Here is an 18852-nt window from a genome sequence, read left to right on the forward strand (position 1 = left end):
GTCGGAAATGGTTTGAGGTCTCCGCTGGTTCCACTTCCCTTGAAGCAACGGCCTTCACCACCAACGGAGACGGAGACCGAATGATCACGGATGGCCTCGGATCCGGAAATTCGCTTCTTGGTTTCGGCTGCGTCGTCGGACACCTTTCACTGCTCGTCACCGATAGCCGACGCCTGGCGGGCAGCAGCTCCCTCACCCTTCGGGAGCGCGACAGGATCCGCCCCGGCCGGGTGACTCGACGGTCTGCTCGGTCCGACGAAGGGACGGGACGACGTACCCACGGCCCCCTCGCGAGTCCGCGCAAGGCGTGCGCAGCTTGGGCAGCCGACGTCGCCGGGACCTCCGCATGAAGAGGCGTTACCAGCCGTCTTGCCGAAGACGACGGCCCACGACGGAGCCGGGCCGGGCACCGAGCCGGCCGGGGTTCACGGCGGAGCGTGGCGAAGATCTTGCGGTCCTCCGGGCAGGCGGCAGCGCATCGGGTCGGAACTACGCACGCGTCGGCCGGAGCTCCAGCACCCGTATCGACGCCGCCAGATGACACCCCTCGGCCGGGCCGGCACCACCGCCACAGACCACTCCACGGGAGTTTCGAAGCATCCGGCACTGGCCGGGCCGTGGACCGTGCTGCAGGAGGCAGGTGAATGCTGCCGCTGCAAAATGCCGCTCAGGGCAGGCCCGCTCCGCATGACCGAATACAGCCCTGTTGGACAGCTGGCCGATTCTGGAGCCGCAGTGTTGTCGGGGACTCGACAGCAAGACATGATCACTTCTCGCGCCGACCCGACTGTCCATCCGGGAGCGAGATATGAGCAGTAGACCCCCAGCCGAGAGATGAAAAACGGAGCTCAAAACACCGGGGCGGCACAAGGCGCCGACACCGTGGCCTGATACGGCCGAGCCGTCCCGAGCGGGCCGGGAATGCCGGGCTCTGGTCCCCACGGCATCGGGGGTCCGAGGCGGCCTCCGCGGGCACCGGCACCGGCCGTACCCCCGGTTTCTTGCCGCTTCCGGGCGCAACCAGACAAAAACAGGGGCCGAAAGCCTGTCGGCTTCGGCGCCCCGTTTCCGCCGACGCGGAGACGCTTCGATTTGCTTTATGCCAAATGTCACCACTGCAAAGGGAGTTCAGACTTTAATGTACAAACGAGCGGGATTTCTTGCCCTCACCACAGCAAGCATCGTGTTGTGCACTGCGGGGCTCACGCCGTCCGTCAGCCAGGCAGCCGGCACCACTGGCGCCGGGAAGGGTTCCTATGCCGAAAAGAACGGCCTGACAACGGATGACATCAGGCTCATCAACGCACTGAACGAGAAGGCTCTGAATCTGGGCCGGCCGGACAAGAGCCCGGGTGAAGCCCTGCCGAGCGCCACGGAGTCCCTCGGGGCCTCCGCCGCGGCCAGCGACAGGGTGACTCCGCCGGCCGAGCCACTGGATCGCATGCCCGACGCGTACCGGGCCCATGGAGGCAGGGCCACCACCGGCATCAGCAACTACATACGCAAGTGGCAGCAGGCTTACAGCCACCGCGACGGACAAGCGCAGCAGATGACCGAACGACAGCGAGAGCAGCTGTCCTACGGGTGTGTCGGCGTCACCTGGGTCAACTCAGGCCCCTACCCGACGAACAAACTCGCCTTCGCGTCCTTCGACGAAGCCAAGCACAAGGACGCTCTTGAGCACACCAGTCCCCGGCCGGGGGAGACGCGGGCCGAGTTCGAGGGACGCATCGCCAAGCAGAGCTTTGACGAGACCAAGGGGTTCAACCGGGCTCGTGATGTGGCATCCGTCATGAACAAGGCTCTGGAAAACGCCCACGACGAGGGCGCCTATCTGAACAACCTCAAGGCAGAGCTCACGAAGAACAACGATGCTCTCGCCCGAGAAGGCAGCCGTTCGAACTTATACTCCGCTCTGAGGAACACGCCGTCCTTCAAGGACAGGAACGGCGGCAACTCCGACCCGTCCAAGATGAAGGCGGTCATCTACTCGAAGCACTTCTGGAGCGGGCAGGACCCCTGGAGCCCCTCCGACAAGAGGAAGTACGGCGACCCCGACGCCTTCCGCCCCGATCGGCAAACAGGGCTTGTCGACATGTCGAACGACAGGAACACCTCACGCAGCCCCGTCAACCCCGGCGAAAGCTATGTCAACTTCGACTACGGCTGGTTCGGGGACCAAAAGGAAGTAAATGCCGAGAACACCATATGGACCCACGCCAACCACTACCACTCCCCGGAAGGCGGTATGGGCCCCATGCAGGTGTACGAGAGCAAGTTCCGCAACTGGTCTTCCGGATACACGGACTTCGACCGCGGAACATACATCATCACCTTCATACCCAAGAACTGGAACACCGCGCCCGCCAAAGTGACGCAAGGCTGGCCGTAACCACGTGCCCCTTCGTGAGCGCGACTCCGCCCAACTGCGCCTGGGCGATGCCGAACCCCCTCGGGCCTGGCCCGGGCGAAGTCTCGGGGTGCCCAGGTCCACTCGGCCAACGGAGCCGGCTCGGCGCGTGACCTCCAGCCTGGCCCCCTGCCGGGCACTCGACCACCACCGAGGACGACCGGACGCAGCTTAGGGAGAGTGTCTCAGCTACTTGTGCGTGGTCCACCGCTCGCTGGCCGGTCCGATCGGCGTCGTGGGCGGGGTGGCCTCGGCGCTGGCCGCTGCGTTCGGCGTGGCGCTCGCCCTGCGCCGCCGCTGACCCCCTGGGCACCGCCAAGTGGTCACGGACGGGGAGCGGTGCGGGCCGGTGCCGGGCACACGTCTCGGTACGACGCAGGTAAACGCGGGCGCACGACGGTATGGCGCGTGACCCACAAGCCTTCTCACGTGGCAGTCTGCGGATCCAGACGATGACGTGGAGCCGGAGGTACCCCGCCCATGGCGGCGAGCATCAATCCCACCGTCGGGAGACGGCGTCTGGGGGCTGAGCTGCGCCGGCTCCGCCTGGCCAGTGGGCTGAAGAGCACAGAAGTGGCTGAGCGGCTGATGGTCTCCCAGCCCAAGATCAGTCACCTGGAGAACGGCCGCCGTGCGATCAGTCCCCGCGATGTGCGCGACCTTTGTCTGCTCTACGGGGTGTCGGACAATCAGGTCGTCGACGCGTTGATGGAGATGGCGGGGGAATCCGGCGAGCGGGGCTGGTGGCATGCCTACGGCGACATCCCCCAGAGCCTCTACATCGGCCTGGAGACGGACGCCGCCTCGGTCCACGCCTACGAGCCCTTGGTGATCCCCGCCCTGTTGCAGACCCCGGCCTACGCGCATGCGGTCATCGGGGAATCGATCCCCCTGCTCACCGCCGAAGAGGCCGGCACGCGTCTCAAGGTGCGGCTGCGCCGGCAGCATCGGATCTACGATCCGGCGGGCCGGTTGCGGCTGTGGGTTGTCCTTGACGAGTCGGTCCTGCGTCGTGTCGTCGGCAGCCCGGACGTGATGCGGGAGCAGCTGGAGCACCTGAACGCGCTCGGCGCGGAGCCGAACATCACCGTGCAGGTCCTCCCTCTCGCCGTCGGGGCTCATCCGGGGCTGTCGGGGCAGTTCTCCATCGTGGGGTTCGCCGACAGCCCCGAGGCGGGGGTGGTGTACCTGGAACGGTTCGCCAGCGACCTCTGTCTGGAGAAGCCGTCCGACGTGCGGCACTACAGCGTGATGTACGGCCATCTCCAGGCCCAGGCCCTCGACCCTGGCAGCACCCGCCGGCTCGTCACCGACGCCATCAAGTCGTACATCGAAGCGGCGAACCGCCTCTGATCGCCGTGGCCAGTCGGGCGCGGGCGGGAAGGATGCCCGGCTCTGCCGCCCTGCTTCGGGATATCGAAGTCGACGGCACACCGCCGGTTCCTGATCTGGTCGAGAGCCGGGGTATGGGGCCGGCTGCACGAGGAGATCCTGCACCGGCTCGACGACGCGGGCCTCCTCGATCTCTCCCGTGCAGTCCTCGACTCCGCCCATGTCCGGGCTAAAAAAGGGGCGAACTCACAGGTCCGAGCCCCGTGGACCGGGGCAAGCCGGGTTCCAAGATGCACGTCTTGTCGGACGCGAACGGGCTGCCCCTCGTCGTCGGCGTCTCAGCCGCCAACACCCACGACAGCCAGGCCTTGAAGCCGATGGTGCTCGGTCACCAAACGAGACACGATCCCCACCGCGGCCGCTACTTCAAACCCCAACGCCTGCACGCAGACAAGGCATACGACATACCTGAACTGCGAAAATGGCTGCGCGGCAAGCGGATCGGCGTCCGCATCGCCCGCAAGGGCATCGAGTCCTCAGAGCGGCTCGGGCGGCGCCGGTGGGTGATCGAGCGGACCGTGTCCTGGCTGACCGGCTACCGCCGGCTCAACCACCGCTACGAGCGTCATCCCCGCAACTACCTGGCCTTCCTCGGCTTCGCCGCCGCCATCTGCTGCTACAAACGCCTCGTCCGCCTCACCACATAGGACACGGTCTAAGTATGGGCATTGAGGTCGATCTCACCCGCGAGCAGTTCGGGCTGGAGGAGATTGTCATTGGCGCCGTTGTTATCCCCCGCCCGCCTGTGACCGAGTGGCGCAGGCTCCGTGAGGAGTATGAGCATCTCCAATGACAGGGTCTTGGAGAAGCTCAATCGGCACAGGCAGCCGCCTCTGTGCCCGTGCCTCGGCAGCCATGTGCGGAGCTCGTGGATGAGATGGTCGAGCGTGTGGACGAGCAAGACCAGGTCCTGGCGGTGGTCAGCCGGGGTGAGGCCGTTCGCCATGGCTGGTTGCATCGGATTGCCGTGACGGTATGTCGGGATCGGGAAGGCCGGATCCTCGTGCACCGTCGTTCCGAGGACGTCGATCGGTTCCCAGGACACTACGAGGTGGGATTGGGCGGGGCCGTTGCCCCGGGTGAGTCCTATGAGAAAGCCGCATCGCGCGAACTGGCCGAGGAACTGGATGTTCGAGCGCCGCTCCGCATCATCGTGAAGTTCCTGAACCGTAACGGGCTCAGCCCCCATTGACTCGCGGTGCACGAGGCTGTCCTGTCCAACAACCTGTGCCCTGACCCGGACGAAGTGATGTGGCACTGCTGGCTGTCGGAGCCCGAGCTCCTCAAGTCGATGCGGGAAAACCTGTTCACTCCGGATACCCATGACGTTTTGAGTCACTACTTTTCCGTCGTGGAGCGGAAAATCGTCTGATCGCCTTGGTCCTCCTCGCTTTGCCACCACAGACCTTCGATGTCAGGCCAGTGAGCATTTTCAGCGTTGACGTTCCAGGGTGAGGACGGCAGCGGCGATGGCGGTCACCGGCTTGCTCTACCGGCACGGTGGCTACTGGTGGGACGGCACCGCCTGGCACCGGCCCGGCGTGGTCTTCGACGGCGCCTACGAACGCTACGATGCCCGCCCCGTCCAAAACGCGCTCACCGTCACGGCCGCGGACCTCCTGGTCCACCCCGCCGACCCCGGCAAGGCGACCGTCGCCACCATCGTCGCGTTCACCGCGCCCAGGACAGCCCTGCCCAACTGGCGTGATCATCTGGCGCTGTGGGCGGAGCACTGCCGGCGCCTGCCGGATGCACGGCCGCTGGACTAGTGCGTCGTCGACCTGAAGGCTCCCGAGCTGGAGCCGGGCAGCCTGGTGGACCGCACCGGGTTGGCGAAGATCGCGAACATCGCCGAGGACGACCTCCCGGACCCGAAGTTCGAAGACCACAAGATGCCCGAACCGCAGGCCCACGGCGCAGGCGGACCTCTGTGGTCGAGGCCCGTGGCCGGGGACTGGGCTGAACAACATCACCGCGCCCAGGGCCCCGGCGTACTCCTCTCGGCCACCACCTCTTTCGGCACCCCGCAGCCCCAGAGGCTCGTCGCCGACCACAACCGCCTCACCAAGGTCATCCAGGGGGACGGGAAGCAGACCGAGGAGGCGGCCAAGACCCTTGCCTGGTGGCCTGCGGTCTCCCTCACGGTGGGAACGGAAAGCCATGTCCCCATGTCGGCGCTGCGCACGACGCTGATCGAGGCCGTGCTCTCCCATCTGGCCACGGGAGTCCAGAAGGGGAGGAGCGGCATGTGGCTCGGCACCCTCCGCCGCGACGTGGTCCAGATCTTCGACTGGTACGTCCAGCGCAAGCCGGACCACACCGCCAACCTCCTGAGCTGCCTGGACGCCCACACACGGCTGAACGTGGACCCGGAGACCGTCGGGAAAGTCATCCGCCGATCCCTCCACCTTGACAGCAAGCTGGGCGAGAAGACCATCGACGCGCTCCTCGACATGGCCCTGCCGCCGTCCGCGAAACCCTCCGAGAGCTAGCCAGGAGGGACACCCGCCAGCTGCCCCGGCCCTGGTGCAGCGGATGGTCCCGATGCTGAAGCCGGCATCCGGGCAAGCCTGAGTGCCTGGGCAGCCCTCCGCGCGGGCGGGCTTGCCCATGGGCCGGGTTACGCCATCGCGGCGGTCACGGTCTCCAGGACGACGAGCTGCTCCGGGTCGACCGGGACGTCGGCCTGGCGCAGCGAGCGGAGGGTGGTGCCGTCGGCGCACAGCCTGCACAACCCGGTCAGAGGGAACGGGGTGGCGCCGATGAGGGTGTGCGAGGAGGAGCTGCCGTAGACGGGCCGGTAGCAGCCGGGGCACGGCAGGCAGTCATCGACTCCGTCCCCGGCCGGCGCGTCGGGGCCGAGCAGCGGCACGATCCGCAGGAGGTTCTCCCCGGCCTCGGCCCACTGCGCCATCGGCCGCTCCGCGGACCGCTCGAAGACGACGTCGTCGCCGTCCGGGCCTTCGCTGGTAGGGACCCGCGCCGGCATGCCGATGCCTTCCTCGGGGTGGTTCGGGAGGAACGCCAGGACGATCTTGGCGCCGGGCTCCTCGGTGACGCTGTAGGCGTGCCCGCGCCCGGCCTTCATGGCCGTGCCCATCTCGTTCAGGCCCTGGCAGTCGTCGTCGTTGCGCAGGCGCAGTTGCCACGAGGCCGGGGCCCCGTCGATCTCGGCGGGGGAGGAGGTGATGAGGATGCTGGCTGCGTAGGTCACAGGCAGAAACGGTTGTCGCCGGATTCCGGGAACGACTGCGGGCTGCTGCCTGAGGTAGGAACAGGGGTCTGCTCGTATCGCGCGATGGCAGCCCTGAAGCGGCGGCTTGGTCAGGCATTCGCGGGGGGCAGGCCATGTGGGCCGGAGGGTGGTCGGTAGGGCGGGGACCCGGGCGCAGGCCACGCATTTGAGCGTGTTCAAATAGTGCTGAGCCCGTGGACGCGGGCCTGGCTGCGGGGGTGGAGTTGCCGTGGGATGCATGGGATGGCGGCGTGCCGGGCTGATGGTGGCTGTCGGCGCGGTGACGGTTGCCTGTAATGCTGCGGCGTACCACGCCGTGGCGCTTTCGGCCGATCAGCTGGCCGGCCAGTGGCGCAGCCGGGAGGGGACGGTCTTGACCTTCCACGCGAACGGCAGTTTCACCAGTGACGGGGTTCCCCGGTTGTCGGCGGCAGAGCGCTGCGGCAACCGGTCGGACATGTCCTCTGGCAGCTGGCACTTTGGTTCGGGTGTGGACGAGCCGGTGGATCGCGGCGCCTACCTGCAGCTCACGTTCTCCGGTACCGACTGCAGGGTTCCCATCTTCCTCTTTGGCGAGGCGGATGACCCCGTGATGTGTCCGACCGTCGGCGATCCCGACGCCGGCTGCGAGTACGACGAATACCTCCGCCGCGTCGCATTTGCCGCCTCGCCCTGACCCGGGTCCAGGCCGGCTCCTCGCCGACGCACGTCGTGTTGAGCACAACCACGGTCCTGAGGCAAGTACTGAGGCGTTCTCAGAACTCGGCAACACCACTTCCCCGAGGAAGAGCGCGTTCTCGCCATTGAGCAACAGACGTTCTCGAAACGCAGCTACAAAACCAGGATGTCGTTGCCGGACCGGCGGACGTCCAGGTGCAGCATCCCCAGGACGGAGTGGAACGCGGTGCCGAACCACTCCGTCGGCTGCCCGCCCTCACCGCGCGGCTTGTGCAGCTTGTGTCGTCCCATGCTCTGCCTCGCAGACGTAATCCGTGCATGGGCCGATCGGTCCGCTGAACCCACAACCGCTGCCCGGCGGCTCAGGCACGCCACAGGCCCGGCCTCCAGCGTTCAGCGCACCTGGGCAAGCCTCCCCGGAACGGGTGGCCGGCGGCCGCACCCCGACCCGCATGAAGGTTGCACCGGAAGGGGGCTGGACAGTTGCCTGCAGGGGTGCACTAGGCGGGGGACCGCAGGTGTGACCGGAGGTGGGCCCCCCGAAGCTGGTGATCTTCCATTCGAGCAGGTCAGAGGCTCTGGGCAAGCCCCCTTCGGAAAACGACACCTCTTACCTCGCGATAGCCGAGGGGAGAGGCCTATCCGTATCCCGGGGGCCGGCGGCCGCGCGGAGGGGTACATGTACCGGTATGGCTCGTGAACGGATCCGGTGGCCCCTCGTCGTGGAACGGGCCCGGCAGATCGTGGACGGGTACGCGCTCCTCAAGGTGACCTTGAGGCAGGTCATGTACCGACTCGCAGCTGAGGCGTGCTGCCGCACACGCCGCCGATGTACCGCTGGCTGTCCGCGCAGCTGGCCCAGGCCCGGGGGAGGGCCGCTTCCCCGACCTGATCGACACCGTCCGCGAAGTCCACGTCCCACCGGCCTGGCCGGGCGCCGACGCGTTCATCGCCGAGATGCCCGCCTGGTTCCGCCTGGACCGCACCGCGGGCCAGAAGCAGGCCCTGTACGTCGCCGCCGAGAAGGACACCCTCCACCAGCAGCTGACCGGCGGCTGGCTCGAGTTCGCGGGCATCCCCGTGCTCATGGTCCGTGGCTTCAGCTCCCAGTCCTACGCCGACGTCGTCCGCGACCGCGTGCCCACGAGCAACGCGAAGCCTGTCTACTCGTGGTTGGTGACTTCGACTGCTCGGGCGAGGACATCGAGCGGGACTGGGTGGAGCGCACCGGCTGCTGGAGCTCGGTGACCCGGGTGCTGCTCACCTACGAGCAGGTACGCACGTACGGGCTCCCGGCGACCGAGGGCAAGAGCGGCGACCCGAGGTGGCCAGCCTTCGCCCGCCGCTACGGCTTCGACCCTCGCCGCCCGGTGCAGTGGGAGGTGGAGGCATTGGCGCCGGCCGAACTCCAGCGCCTGGTCATCGCCGCCGTCGACCCCTACATCGACCGCACCGTGCTCGCGCAGCAGATCGCCCGAGAGGAAGAGCAGCGCCGTGCCCTGGCCGACTTCCTCGGCGGCTGGGGCGCGGACGGCAGGAGGTAGTCCCGCCGTCTGCACGCGGGTTGACCTGTGACAGCGAAGTTGGACGGATTGCCACCCAAGTTGGACCAACGCTGTTCAGCGACGAGAAAGTTGGACCGATTGGGGTGGGTGCATGCTCGGTGCGGGTGCCTCGCTGGGGTGCTTCGCGGGGTTTTGGTATGTGATCGTGTGGCTGGCTTCTACCGTCGCGGGTGACGAGCCCGCCGAGGTGCGCGGGCGTTGAGGCGAGAGTGGGCGGAAGCGGTGCCGTCGTTGATGGCCGCGTTGCAGGCCAGAGCGGACAAGGCCCAGATGTGGGCCGGGCGGGACGGTGGCTGCGGCCCACCGGATTTCCGGGCGGTCGAGCCGTCAGCTAACTAGGATTGGCCCATGACTAGTCGACGTCAGCTGATACTTCGCCTGTCACTGCCCCTGCCCCTGCTGTTGGCGTCCACGCTCTCCCTGGCGGCCTGCAGCTCGACGCCCTCCAAGGCCACGGTGGCGGCGCGCGAGTTTGCCAAGTCCGCCTGCGCCTCCCTGCAGCAGCTGACCGACCACCTCGCCCGCCCCCGGCCGTCAAATCTGACTGACCCCTACTACGAGACCGCCCAGCAGTACCTGTACACGGCGACCAACCGCGCCGCCGACGCGGCTCAACAGGACCACGGCTACCAGGAGTTCGCCGACACCCTGCACCGGGCGGCCGAGACCTGGCAGGTCACCTTCACGCCGGACGAGGCCGAGCCGCTGATCCAGCAGGCGCGGAAGGAGAAGTGCTGACGCTCTCGACGTGAACCTAGTCGGGTGCAGATCTTCTGGGTGTGCCTGTTCGTCCTGGCTGACCTGCCGTTGCCCCTTCCAGCCCCTCAGGCCGAACCCCTGGTGCTCGGACCACTCCTTCGAGCAGGAGCTCACCAGAGGCTGTGACCAGCGGGAATGTGCGGCATGCGGAACCTCCGCGGCCCACGTCGAGCCGTCCCGCGCCCGCCAGTGGCGCTCGGGCACCTGCCGGCAAAGAGCGGTCCTCCGGCGAGCCGGACTCCGGGATCGCGCAGCTCAAGCCCCTGCCGGTCCAGCTTCGCTGTCACCAACCATGCAGTGATCCATCTCGCTGGCGTAAACAGCCGTCCGTCCAACTTCGATGACAAGTGGTCCAGCTTCGCTGTCACCGGTCACCGGTGACCAGTGGCCGGTCACCGGCTCGGGCGGGAGTTGCATGGGTCGGTCACGGCGCTGACGTGCTGTTTGACCGATCGCGGAAGACGGATCGGTCACGCTCTCCTGCCGACCGGTCACACGTCCCGGTGGGTAAGCCCCGGCGTACGAAGGGCTTGCCCAGCGTTCTTTCATTGGGCAGGGGCCGTCTCCTGCACCGCACGGTGCGCCAAGCACCGGTGGGGTCTGGCGGTGGATCAGGCCGGTGGATCAGACCGGTGGGAGGCGGTTGCTTGAGTACGCGGCCGGCTGCCCGAACTCGAACCTCGCCTTCGATCGGGCCAGCACCTGGACCGATCACCCCCAGCTCGACCCGCACACCTGGCCCAGCGAACCGGTGGTCGGCAGCGACGGCACCGCCCACATGCTGCTGGCCTACGTCTCGGCCGGAGTGCACTGCCTGCTCGAATCGGTCCGCCCGGCCGGGGACACCTGGTCTTTGTCCGAAGCGGCTCGTCGCCTCAGCCCATGCCTACACGGCCGACGTCGCCGCGGGGCGAAGGATGCGGCCGTTGCCGTCTGGACCGGTCCCGGCGGCCCCGCAAGCTCCTCTCCGCGTGGACCCTTTCGCTGCTGCCCGCGCCCAAGGCGCTCTCCGCGATCACCCCGGCCGTCGCCAAAGCCTGCCGGGCCCGTCCCGGTTCAGGAGTCGAGCCCGTTGCCCCGGGGAGAGCCGAAGCGGGAGAAGCGAAAGGGGCTGCACTGGTCGGGTGCGCTGCCTGGTGCCATGGTGGGAGGAGCCGCTGTGACCGGTCGCCGCCGCGTCCAGCCCGCGGGAGCCGCCCTGGTGCGGTGTGTGCCGAGCCAGGGGGCGCATCTCGCAGGCCGTGGCGAGAACGCCTTCCAGCGCGCACTGACTATCGCGCCGTGTCGACCTCGGTAGCGCACAGGGAGGTGCCAGGTATGGCGATCGACAACGGTGGCGCCCAGGCCAAGACCCGGGGGCAGCGTGTGGCTGACAGTCGCGCCATGGAGGTTGCCTCCAGGGTCGGGCTCTGTGCCCGGGGAGTGATCTATGTTCTGGTCGGGCTCCTCGCCGTGCGGATCGGTTTTGGTGGCGGCAGTGACAAGGAGGCCGACCGGTCCGGGGCGGTGCGGACCATCGGTGAGCAGTCGTACGGCCAGGTGCTGCTGTGGGCGCTGGTGGTGGGGCTGGCGGCGATGGCGCTGTGGCGCCTTTCCGAGGCCGCCTTCGGGCAGGCGACGGAAGGCGGTGACAAGTGGACCCGGCGCCTGGGCTCCCTGGGGCTGGCCGTCTTCTACCTGGTGATCTGTATCGGCGTGGTGCAGACCGCGCTGGTCGGCGGGTCCGGCGGGGCCCGCGGCGGCGACGAGTCGTCGAAGGACTACACCGCGCGCGTGCTGGAATGGCCCTATGGCCGGGTACTCGTCGGCGTGTTCGGGGCCGTGCTGGCCATCGTGGGCGTGGTGATCGTGGTGCGCAGCCTGATGCGCAAGTTCGAGAAGAACCTCCGCACGGAGCGGATGAGCCAGACGACGCGGCGTATCGTCGCGGCTCTGGGCATTATCGGCGGCGTGGCGTGCGGGGTGGTCGCGGTGGCGACCGGCCTGTTCGTTCTCCTGGCCGCGGTGCGCTTCGACGCCAGCGAGGCAAAGGGCCTGGACGAGATTCTGCGCTCGTTCGCTGACACGCCGGCCGGGCCCGCGCTGCTGATCGCCGCTGCGGTGGGCCTTCTGTTGTTCGGCCTCTACTCCTTCTGCGAAGCCCGCTGGCGCATAGCCCCGGAACACGACGCCCCGGCGGAGCAGCAGGTCAGGAGCCGCGGTGCAGGCTGACAGGCCGGTGCGTGGCCATGGCGAGTGTCGTATGCCATTTGGCTGGTACGGATAACCCGCCTCACCTGCGTTGTTCTCACACCGCGCTGACATGCGTGACTCCCCCGCCAAGCTGGAAGGCGTCGCCCGAGCGGCCTCACCCCCACCGAAGAGCACGCTGTGCTCGTTTGCCGCACGTCCGGCCGTGACCGACGCTCTGATGTCGTTTACCCATATCGTCGCGTCAGTGCACCGGTCCCCCCTTGCGGTGGCAGCGGCTTTCGGCGCGCGGAGAGTCTGTCGCGCACCGCTTGTTCGCTTCTGACCCCATATGGGTGATTTTTGTAGTACAGGCCGTGGAGTTCCCGCAGGACCCAGCACGCCGACACGGTGGCCCGTCTGCTCGCCCTCGCCCAGCATCTGCTCGGCGGACGCCGAGGACGCGGTCCAGGACGCTTTCCTCAGTGCCTGGGGTGGCGGGGGGTCAGGCGTCTCCCTCGGGGGTCGGGGTGGTCGGCGGTTCGGTCTCGGCGGCCCGGGAGGCTGCTTAGCCATGCGTGAGGTCAGGCAGAGTGTTCGCCTTGCGGCACCAGCTGCTGCACACCGCACGGACCGCGCGGCCAGTGCCGGACTCGGCCGCCCGCCGTCGGGTCCGGGTCAAGGACTCTGGGGTCGGAGGGCCCGCGCTGTGAGTTTCCAATGCGCCGCCCCGGATGGCTAGTAACGCAGAGTAGTGGCTTCATCCCAGCGGAGAAGGCCGGGTCTGTTTTGGGGGATAATTTGCTTAGTGGCCATTTTGGGGTGGTTTTTGGGTGGCCTAGTGGAAGGTGGCAGAGATGGCGGCTGGCAAGAAGGTCAAGAACGTAGCCAAGAAGACCAAGGGCAAGCTGAAGGAAACCACCGGTCGGGCTGTCGGTAACGAGAGTCTGGAGGCGAAGGGGGCCCGCGAACAGATGGCGGGTGATGCGAAGCAGACCATGCAGAAGGTCAAGGACACACTCAAGCATTGACCCCACACCTTGGAGCCCACCCCCTCCCGGGGGATCTCCTGGGAAGCCATAGCAAAGGGCCGACGTCTCACGTCGGCCCTTCTCGGCGACCATGTGCGGCTATCGGCGCGGACGGCTTGCTTCGTCCTCGTCGTCCTCTTCGGGGGCTCCCTCGTCTTCGTACTCGTCCTCGGGGACCCGGCGTCTTTGAGCGCGGCCGCACTGGCATCCGCGCCGAACGAGGCGTCGGCCGCGGGCCCACAGCCGCATCGACCGACCTGGATCGATTGGACGATCAGAAGGTGCAGGACCTCGTGCGCGCCGCCGCCGAGCGGTTCGGCGCCGCTTGCGTCCCAATGTCCTCCCGGCAGCCGCCCGCAGCTCCGCCCCCGGCGCTGCCACCCACCCGTTCGAACATCACCAGGCGCTTTCCAGCGGGCAGACCTCGGCCAGGAGCTCCAGCAGATGGGCCGTGACCGGTTCGGGCTCACCGCGCCGCACCCAGCTGTAGACGGCAGCCCGGGCCGTCGCATCAACGTGCTGCAGGACCGGTTCCCGGGCCTGGTGGCCGCAGCGGAGCAGCAGCTGCCCGGCGGCCTGGTCCTCGATGGCGAACTGCTGGTCTGGGGCGCTGAGGCAGGCCGCCTCTCGTTCGAGGGGTTGCAGCGCCGGCCGGCGGGCCGGGGCCGCACCGCCTCCGGCCCTGGTGGCGCGGTGGCCGGCCGGACGTGTCAGGCGTCGAGGGCATCGTGGCCAAGGGCCTGAACCAGCCCTACCGGCCCGCAGTGCGCGGCTGGACCAAGGTCCGCCGCCGCGACACCACCGAAACGCTCATCGGTGCCATCACCGGCACCCTCGCCGACCCGCAGCTCCTCGTCCTGGGCCGCCACGACCCTGCGGGCCGCCTGCGCGCGGTCGGCCGTACCGTCCCGCTGCGCCCGGAACAGGCCCGCCAGGTGGGCGAGCACCTGGCCGAGGCCGCCCCAGGGCGCCCCTGGGAAGGGGTGCGGTTCGCGTCGGCGTGGGGGAGTCGTGACGCCCTGGACGTGACCCTGGTCCGCCCGGATCTCGCCGTGGAGGTCAGCACAGACCGGGCCGTGGACCGGGGCGGCGTCTTCCGGCACCCGATGCGGCTTAAGCGGCTGCGCGTGGACATCACGGCGCAGGACGTACCGGAGTTCGGCGCGGGGCGGGCTGCGGCCGCCGGGTGAGCAGCAGCTAACAGCCCGTTTCCGGTCCCCTGCCGTCTCGTCACCGCTGCCCGGGTAGACACGAGGCGCGATGGGGGCAGGAGGGGCGCCAGGTAGCACGAAGTGCCCGGCTCGCGCTTCTTGTTGACGTTTGGGATCGCTGCTTCACGCATTTGTTTGGAGCGGCGCGAGCAGCACCGTGGCTGGTGCTGGGTGTTGGGCGGGGTTGGCACCCGTACGCGGACCGGATCGAGGCCGACCTGCTCGCCAAGGGCGAGTGCTCGAAGAAGGTGGAAGGCCGGCGCCCTCGGACGCCGGGTGACGGTCACCGGCGTCGACTTCGTCTTCCGGCCGCAGCCGACCATCTACCTCCTGTGGGCGCTGGGAGATGAGGAGACCCGGCAAGTGATCGAGGCCGCGCACGTGCAGGCGATCAAGCGAGTGCTGGAGTGGAGCGAGGACGAGGTCGCGGTGATCCGGTACGGCAAGGACGGCATCTACCGGGTGCGTCCGCCCGGCGGTCTGGTCGCCGCGCGCTTCCGCCACTACGAGGCGCGCTCCGGGATGCCGCTGCTCCATGACCATCTGCTGCTGGCCCAGGGACAGCGCCTGGAAGGTGAGTGGGAGTCGATCCACACCCTGGCCTTGCACGAGAACACCGTGGCCGCCTCCGCGCTCTACAACGAGCTCGTGGGCACGGAGGTCTGCGAGGCACTGGGGCTGGCGACCGAACCGCGCACCGTCACCCCGGGGCGCCGACCGGTGATGGAGATTGCCGGGGTGCCGCACAATCCGGGTCCGGGTCGCGAACGGGCCCGCGCCAAGCCTTGGGTGGTCCTCTGTCGAAGGACGACGCCGCCGCGCTGGCCCGCACCATCAACGGCGTGATCCCCCCCGCGAGGACGCCGTACGTCTTGTCGTACGAGCCGAGGTTCGCGACGTAGAACGCGAGGCCGATCGAGGCGATCATCCTGTTCACCAGCGCCAGGAAGCTTCTGGGGGGTCATCCACTTGAAGCCGCGGCCGTTGGCGTCTTCGGCCCCCCTCGCGCCGTTCGACGTACATGATGGAACGCCACAGCGGGTAGATATATAAGCTTTTTGGGGCGTTCTTATCGGAACGCCCCAAACGGTATCCCCACGTGTCTTCGAGCGTCATGGCGGACTGACGCTGCCGCGATGGCCCGGCGTCGCCGCTGGATCCGGGCCATCGGCGAGCCTCAAGGGCCATGGCGTCGCTGGGCGCAACCGTCTGGACCTCCGTGTGTCCCTGACGGATCCATGAGTCCGCTTGTTCCCTTCCGACAGCCCTCTGCCGGCAGGATCAGCTCAATGTGGCGCATTCCGCGACAGCGTGGAAGGTGAAACTCTCCTCGAAATCACCTGCGAGCTCGATGGTCACTTGCCATGAGTTACCCGGGCCCCTCTGGTCCTGACGCACATCGAAGTCGATGCCACCCTCCGCTGAGGTAACGACGTACCCGCCGCCTGTGATGACACTTCCGGCGGGGCACGTCGCGGTGGCTGTGAACTCGGCGCCGGACGTAACTGCTACCGGCGTTCCCTCGACCTGGACGGTGGTGAGAACGGCACCCGCGCCCGTTGCGCCCGTCGCACCCGTCGCACCCGTCGCACCCGTCGCACCCGTCGCTCCGGGAGGTCCGACCGGTCCGGGAGGTCCGACCGGTCCGGGAGGTCCGGGCGGGCCGGGCTTGCCCTTGCACTTGTCTCCGCCGCTCTCTCCGGTGAGGATCGAGCCGTCGCCCTTCGGGTACCGGTCGCACCTATCGGCCGCGGACGACAGGCTCGCCTCCCCTGCCATCCGGTGGGTGGGCCCAGCCGCCAGAGCGGGGCTGGCGAGGCCCAGCATCACCAGAGCTAGTGATGCCATCGCGCCGCCGGTGGCCATTCTGCTCCGCTTCGGAAGCGGGCCAAGACCGGCCCCCGTTCTGCTCTCGAGCATGAAATGCCTTCCTTTCCTGGTGGTGCAACGTGCATTCGAAGGTCGGTGGAGCGGGGAGAACGCCTGCGCGCCTCCTTCCGGCATCATGCGCTGGCCTGTCGCGCCGGTAGGAAAGGCGCGCTAAGCAAACAATCCCATTGGTCGAGCGTGAGCGGTCCATTTAGGGGTGTTTGCACAGGGAGAGGCCCTGCTGCAGGTGAGTCGGCATCGCAATGGCCGCGGCGACGACAAGCCGCCGACGGCCGCAGCCGAAAAAACGCCCCGCTTCCGTGCGGGGCGCACCGTCGCCCATACCGCGACGAGCTCGGGCTCCCCATCGCCCGCGCCTGCGGCCGGGGCCACGGCCTGATGATGCAGCCCGGAGCGTGCCCAGGTGCTCAGTGGCTCCCGTGCTATGTCTTTGGTCCAGCAGTCGGATTTCCAGGTCGGAGCCGCGGGAGTCGGCTCTTGCTTATATGCGGGGGCTGATAGCCCCATTGGAGCGGAAGAACGGTTGGACGCTTGCCGAGGAGGCCGGTCACGCGGCTCCCGACCGGATGCACCGGCTGTTGAACCGATGCGACTGGGAAGCCGACGAGGTCCTGGCCGATGTCCGTGACCATGTGGTCGAGCATCTCGGCGCTCCTGAAGCGGTCCTGATCGTGGACGACACCGGCTTCCTGAAGAAGGGTGTCCGGTCCGCCGGCGTCCAGCGCCAGTACTCCGGAACGGCGGGCCGGACTGAGAACTGCCAGGTCGGTGTCTTCCTCGCCTATGCCGGTGCTCATGGCCGCACTTTGATCGAGCGCAGTATCTGCCCACGTCATGGACCGATGACCGGGAACGGTGCCGGGCCGCGGGCATCGAGGACACGGTCGCCTTCGAGACGAAGGTGGTGATGGCCAAGGCGATGGTCCGCCGGGCGATCGAGGAGAAGATTCCGTTCCGCTGGGTGACCGCGGACGCCGCCTACGGCTTTTCCAAGGGCTGGAGGACCGAGCTTGAGCGGGCCGATGTCTTCCATGTCATGGCCACCACGCGGCATGTGGTGGCAGAAGTCAGCGCCGACCGGGCGGTGGACCGGGGCGGGGAGTACCGCCACCCGATGCGGTTCCAGCGACTGCGCCTTGATGTGAGCGTCGAGGACGTGGCGGGGTTCGGAGAGGGGCACGCAGCGGCTGCGGGGTGACCACAGCCCGTGCGCTTCAGGCCAGCGCCCCGGCGGCTGGGGTGGGCTGGGCGAGGCGTGAGCCGAGGCGAAAGCGCATCTCACCCGCGGCCGCGCGTACCTCTTTGGAGCGGGTCTCTTCCTCGAGAGCGCCGAGCAGCATCATGACCGCCCTGGCTTCATCACCGGTCAGGAGCTTCAACGCGGGTATCGGTCACAGCGTCCAGGAGCACGCCGAGGAAGTCTTCGTCATCCATGTCCATGCCGGGGACAACGCCGTACCGCGGCCACCGGTCACCACCGCAGCGCCCGCCGAGACGCCGGTATCCCTCCCGAGGGTGTGGGTGTCAGTAACCGTCCATAGCGTCGAAGGCGAGCGGCCTCAAGCCGCCGTCGATCGCCGGCACTGTCGGCGGGGCGGCGTGGTGTTTCGGCGATCCGGTAAGATCGTTTGCTGGAATGACGACGAGTCAGTCGCGCTTCCGGCCTTCTTCACCCTCTTCTTCTCGGCATATAGCTACGGGGCGAAGGGTGGGTTTTGGAAGGGGTTCGGGGCCGACGGCATCAGGGGGAACTTGCACATGAACATAATTACCCGCCGCTTTGCGACCGTGGCGACCGCTGGCGCGCTGCTGCTGGGCGGTTCCGTCGCTACCGCGTCCGCTGCCAGCGCCGCCACCATCGGCAGCGGGGCCTGTACCCACCAGATCAAGATCAACACGGACGTGTACACGGCGGTGAACTTCCGCACCGGTCCGGGCACTGGCTACACGGCCACCGGCCTGCTCGCCAAGGGCACCGACGTGTACTGGCAGTGCAACAAGGGCAGCAATGGCAAGCCCGGCGCATGGGGCTACGTCACGGTGAAGTCCGGGGCCCACAAGGGCAAGAAGGGGTGGGTTGCGGCTCAGTACCTCAATGTGCCGATGCAGCTCAACTGACAACCACCAGCGACGGGTGCTGCCTATCTAGGCCCTCCGGACCACCGCTACCGTCGACGGTGGCGGTGGTCCAGCACCAGTTCTGGCTTGGGCTGCCCCTGGTGTCCGGTCGGTGGGGTGCAGCGACCTGGCGGGGCTTGGCCGCGACCCGGGTGCGGGTACAGCTCCCGCGTCGACATCGTCGACCTGGCCGTCAGCACCGTGCGGGCAGTGTTGAGTTACCCGCCGACACCCGCGAGGCCCTGTCGCCTGACGGCGAATGCGCCTTGGCGCGGCTGCTTTACAAGGGTTCCCACACGGGGGAGGTCGTCGTGACCGGCACCTTCCGGCAGGGCTACCACCGGCAGGGAAAGGCTGGGTGCCCCGCTTGGTCTCCCGGAGTGGTGGTACTCGA

General features: G+C 68.1%; 16 protein-coding genes and 2 pseudogenes. 16 read left to right on the plus strand and 2 right to left on the minus strand.

Going from position 1 to position 18852, the window contains the following annotated elements:
• Positions 1-1138 precede the first annotated feature (1138 nt).
• The 7 genes and pseudogenes from ACZ3X1_RS28885 (at position 1139) to ACZ3X1_RS28915 (ending at position 6294) form a co-directional block, all read left to right on the plus strand.
• On the plus strand, positions 1139-2392 hold the full coding sequence (locus ACZ3X1_RS28885; protein ID WP_467281513.1) for a protein-glutamine gamma-glutamyltransferase: 1254 nt from the start codon (positions 1139-1141) through the stop codon (positions 2390-2392).
• 498 nt (positions 2393-2890) lie between these two features.
• Entirely contained in the window at positions 2891-3763 is an 873-nt protein-coding gene (locus ACZ3X1_RS28890; RefSeq protein WP_467281514.1) for a helix-turn-helix domain-containing protein, read from the plus strand.
• Between the two features lie 30 nt (positions 3764-3793).
• Positions 3794-4449 (plus strand): annotated as a pseudogene (locus ACZ3X1_RS28895) (IS5 family transposase); the annotation flags it as partial.
• A 14-nt stretch (positions 4450-4463) separates the two neighbouring features.
• A complete protein-coding gene (locus tag ACZ3X1_RS28900) occupies positions 4464-4595 on the plus strand; it encodes a hypothetical protein (RefSeq protein ID WP_467281515.1) in 132 nt (43 codons plus the stop codon).
• Positions 4596-4679: 84 nt separating this feature from the next.
• Entirely contained in the window at positions 4680-4994 is a 315-nt protein-coding gene (locus ACZ3X1_RS28905; protein WP_467281558.1) for an NUDIX domain-containing protein, read from the plus strand.
• Positions 4995-5271: 277 nt separating this feature from the next.
• On the plus strand, positions 5272-5571 hold the full coding sequence (locus ACZ3X1_RS28910; protein WP_467281516.1) for a hypothetical protein: 300 nt from the start codon (positions 5272-5274) through the stop codon (positions 5569-5571).
• A gap of 45 nt (positions 5572-5616) precedes the next feature.
• Entirely contained in the window at positions 5617-6294 is a 678-nt protein-coding gene (locus ACZ3X1_RS28915; protein WP_467281517.1) for a hypothetical protein, read from the plus strand.
• A 128-nt stretch (positions 6295-6422) separates the two neighbouring features.
• Here ACZ3X1_RS28915 and ACZ3X1_RS28920 read toward each other — a convergent pair whose 3' ends face one another.
• On the minus strand, positions 6423-7016 hold the full coding sequence (locus ACZ3X1_RS28920) for a hypothetical protein (RefSeq protein WP_467281518.1): 594 nt from the start codon (positions 7014-7016) through the stop codon (positions 6423-6425).
• 259 nt (positions 7017-7275) lie between these two features.
• Between ACZ3X1_RS28920 and ACZ3X1_RS28925 the strand changes: the two genes are divergently transcribed.
• The gene (locus ACZ3X1_RS28925; protein WP_467281519.1) at positions 7276-7713 is read left to right on the plus strand and encodes a hypothetical protein; all 438 of its coding nucleotides are present in this window, start codon (positions 7276-7278) and stop codon (positions 7711-7713) included.
• A 155-nt stretch (positions 7714-7868) separates the two neighbouring features.
• Here ACZ3X1_RS28925 and ACZ3X1_RS28930 read toward each other — a convergent pair whose 3' ends face one another.
• Positions 7869-8006: a hypothetical protein gene (locus tag ACZ3X1_RS28930; protein ID WP_390079636.1), complete on the minus strand. Its 138-nt coding sequence runs from the start codon at positions 8004-8006 to the stop codon at positions 7869-7871.
• A gap of 878 nt (positions 8007-8884) precedes the next feature.
• Here ACZ3X1_RS28930 and ACZ3X1_RS28935 point away from each other — a divergent pair.
• From ACZ3X1_RS28935 to ACZ3X1_RS28970, 8 genes and pseudogenes are all read left to right on the plus strand, one after another.
• Complete coding sequence (locus ACZ3X1_RS28935) at positions 8885-9259, plus strand: hypothetical protein (RefSeq protein WP_467281520.1); 375 nt, start codon at positions 8885-8887, stop codon at positions 9257-9259.
• Positions 9260-9628: 369 nt separating this feature from the next.
• On the plus strand, positions 9629-10018 hold the full coding sequence (locus ACZ3X1_RS28940) for a hypothetical protein (protein WP_467281521.1): 390 nt from the start codon (positions 9629-9631) through the stop codon (positions 10016-10018).
• Between the two features lie 1338 nt (positions 10019-11356).
• Complete coding sequence (locus ACZ3X1_RS28945; RefSeq protein WP_467281522.1) at positions 11357-12250, plus strand: DUF1206 domain-containing protein; 894 nt, start codon at positions 11357-11359, stop codon at positions 12248-12250.
• Between the two features lie 815 nt (positions 12251-13065).
• A complete protein-coding gene (locus tag ACZ3X1_RS28950; protein ID WP_362628303.1) occupies positions 13066-13239 on the plus strand; it encodes a CsbD family protein in 174 nt (57 codons plus the stop codon).
• Between the two features lie 707 nt (positions 13240-13946).
• Entirely contained in the window at positions 13947-14429 is a 483-nt protein-coding gene (locus ACZ3X1_RS28955) for a hypothetical protein (protein WP_467281523.1), read from the plus strand.
• A gap of 297 nt (positions 14430-14726) precedes the next feature.
• Positions 14727-15296 carry a MobF family relaxase gene (gene mobF, locus ACZ3X1_RS28960; protein ID WP_467281524.1) on the plus strand — a complete coding sequence of 190 codons (570 nt, stop codon included), beginning with the start codon at positions 14727-14729 and terminating at the stop codon, positions 15294-15296.
• A gap of 1439 nt (positions 15297-16735) precedes the next feature.
• Positions 16736-17427, plus strand: a pseudogene (locus ACZ3X1_RS28965) (IS701 family transposase); the annotation flags it as partial.
• Between the two features lie 254 nt (positions 17428-17681).
• Positions 17682-18458, plus strand: a complete 777-nt coding sequence (locus tag ACZ3X1_RS28970; RefSeq protein ID WP_467281525.1) for an SH3 domain-containing protein — start codon at positions 17682-17684, stop codon at positions 18456-18458.
• Positions 18459-18852: the final 394 nt, after the last annotated feature.

The organism is Streptomyces sp. NPDC023541 (assembly GCF_055559995.1).

Coding starts and splice junctions, on each gene's coding strand:
- ACZ3X1_RS28885 (WP_467281513.1), top strand. CDS start 1,139: ATGTACAAACGAGCGGGATTTCTTGCCCTCACCACAGCAAGCATCGTG.
- ACZ3X1_RS28890 (WP_467281514.1), top strand. CDS start 2,891: ATGGCGGCGAGCATCAATCCCACCGTCGGGAGACGGCGTCTGGGGGCT.
- ACZ3X1_RS28900 (WP_467281515.1), top strand. CDS start 4,464: ATGGGCATTGAGGTCGATCTCACCCGCGAGCAGTTCGGGCTGGAGGAG.
- ACZ3X1_RS28905 (WP_467281558.1), top strand. CDS start 4,680: ATGGTCGAGCGTGTGGACGAGCAAGACCAGGTCCTGGCGGTGGTCAGC.
- ACZ3X1_RS28910 (WP_467281516.1), top strand. CDS start 5,272: ATGGCGGTCACCGGCTTGCTCTACCGGCACGGTGGCTACTGGTGGGAC.
- ACZ3X1_RS28925 (WP_467281519.1), top strand. CDS start 7,276: ATGGGATGGCGGCGTGCCGGGCTGATGGTGGCTGTCGGCGCGGTGACG.
- ACZ3X1_RS28930 (WP_390079636.1), bottom strand. CDS start 8,006: ATGGGACGACACAAGCTGCACAAGCCGCGCGGTGAGGGCGGGCAGCCG.
- ACZ3X1_RS28940 (WP_467281521.1), top strand. CDS start 9,629: ATGACTAGTCGACGTCAGCTGATACTTCGCCTGTCACTGCCCCTGCCC.
- ACZ3X1_RS28945 (WP_467281522.1), top strand. CDS start 11,357: ATGGCGATCGACAACGGTGGCGCCCAGGCCAAGACCCGGGGGCAGCGT.
- ACZ3X1_RS28950 (WP_362628303.1), top strand. CDS start 13,066: ATGGCGGCTGGCAAGAAGGTCAAGAACGTAGCCAAGAAGACCAAGGGC.
- ACZ3X1_RS28970 (WP_467281525.1), top strand. CDS start 17,682: ATGACCGCCCTGGCTTCATCACCGGTCAGGAGCTTCAACGCGGGTATC.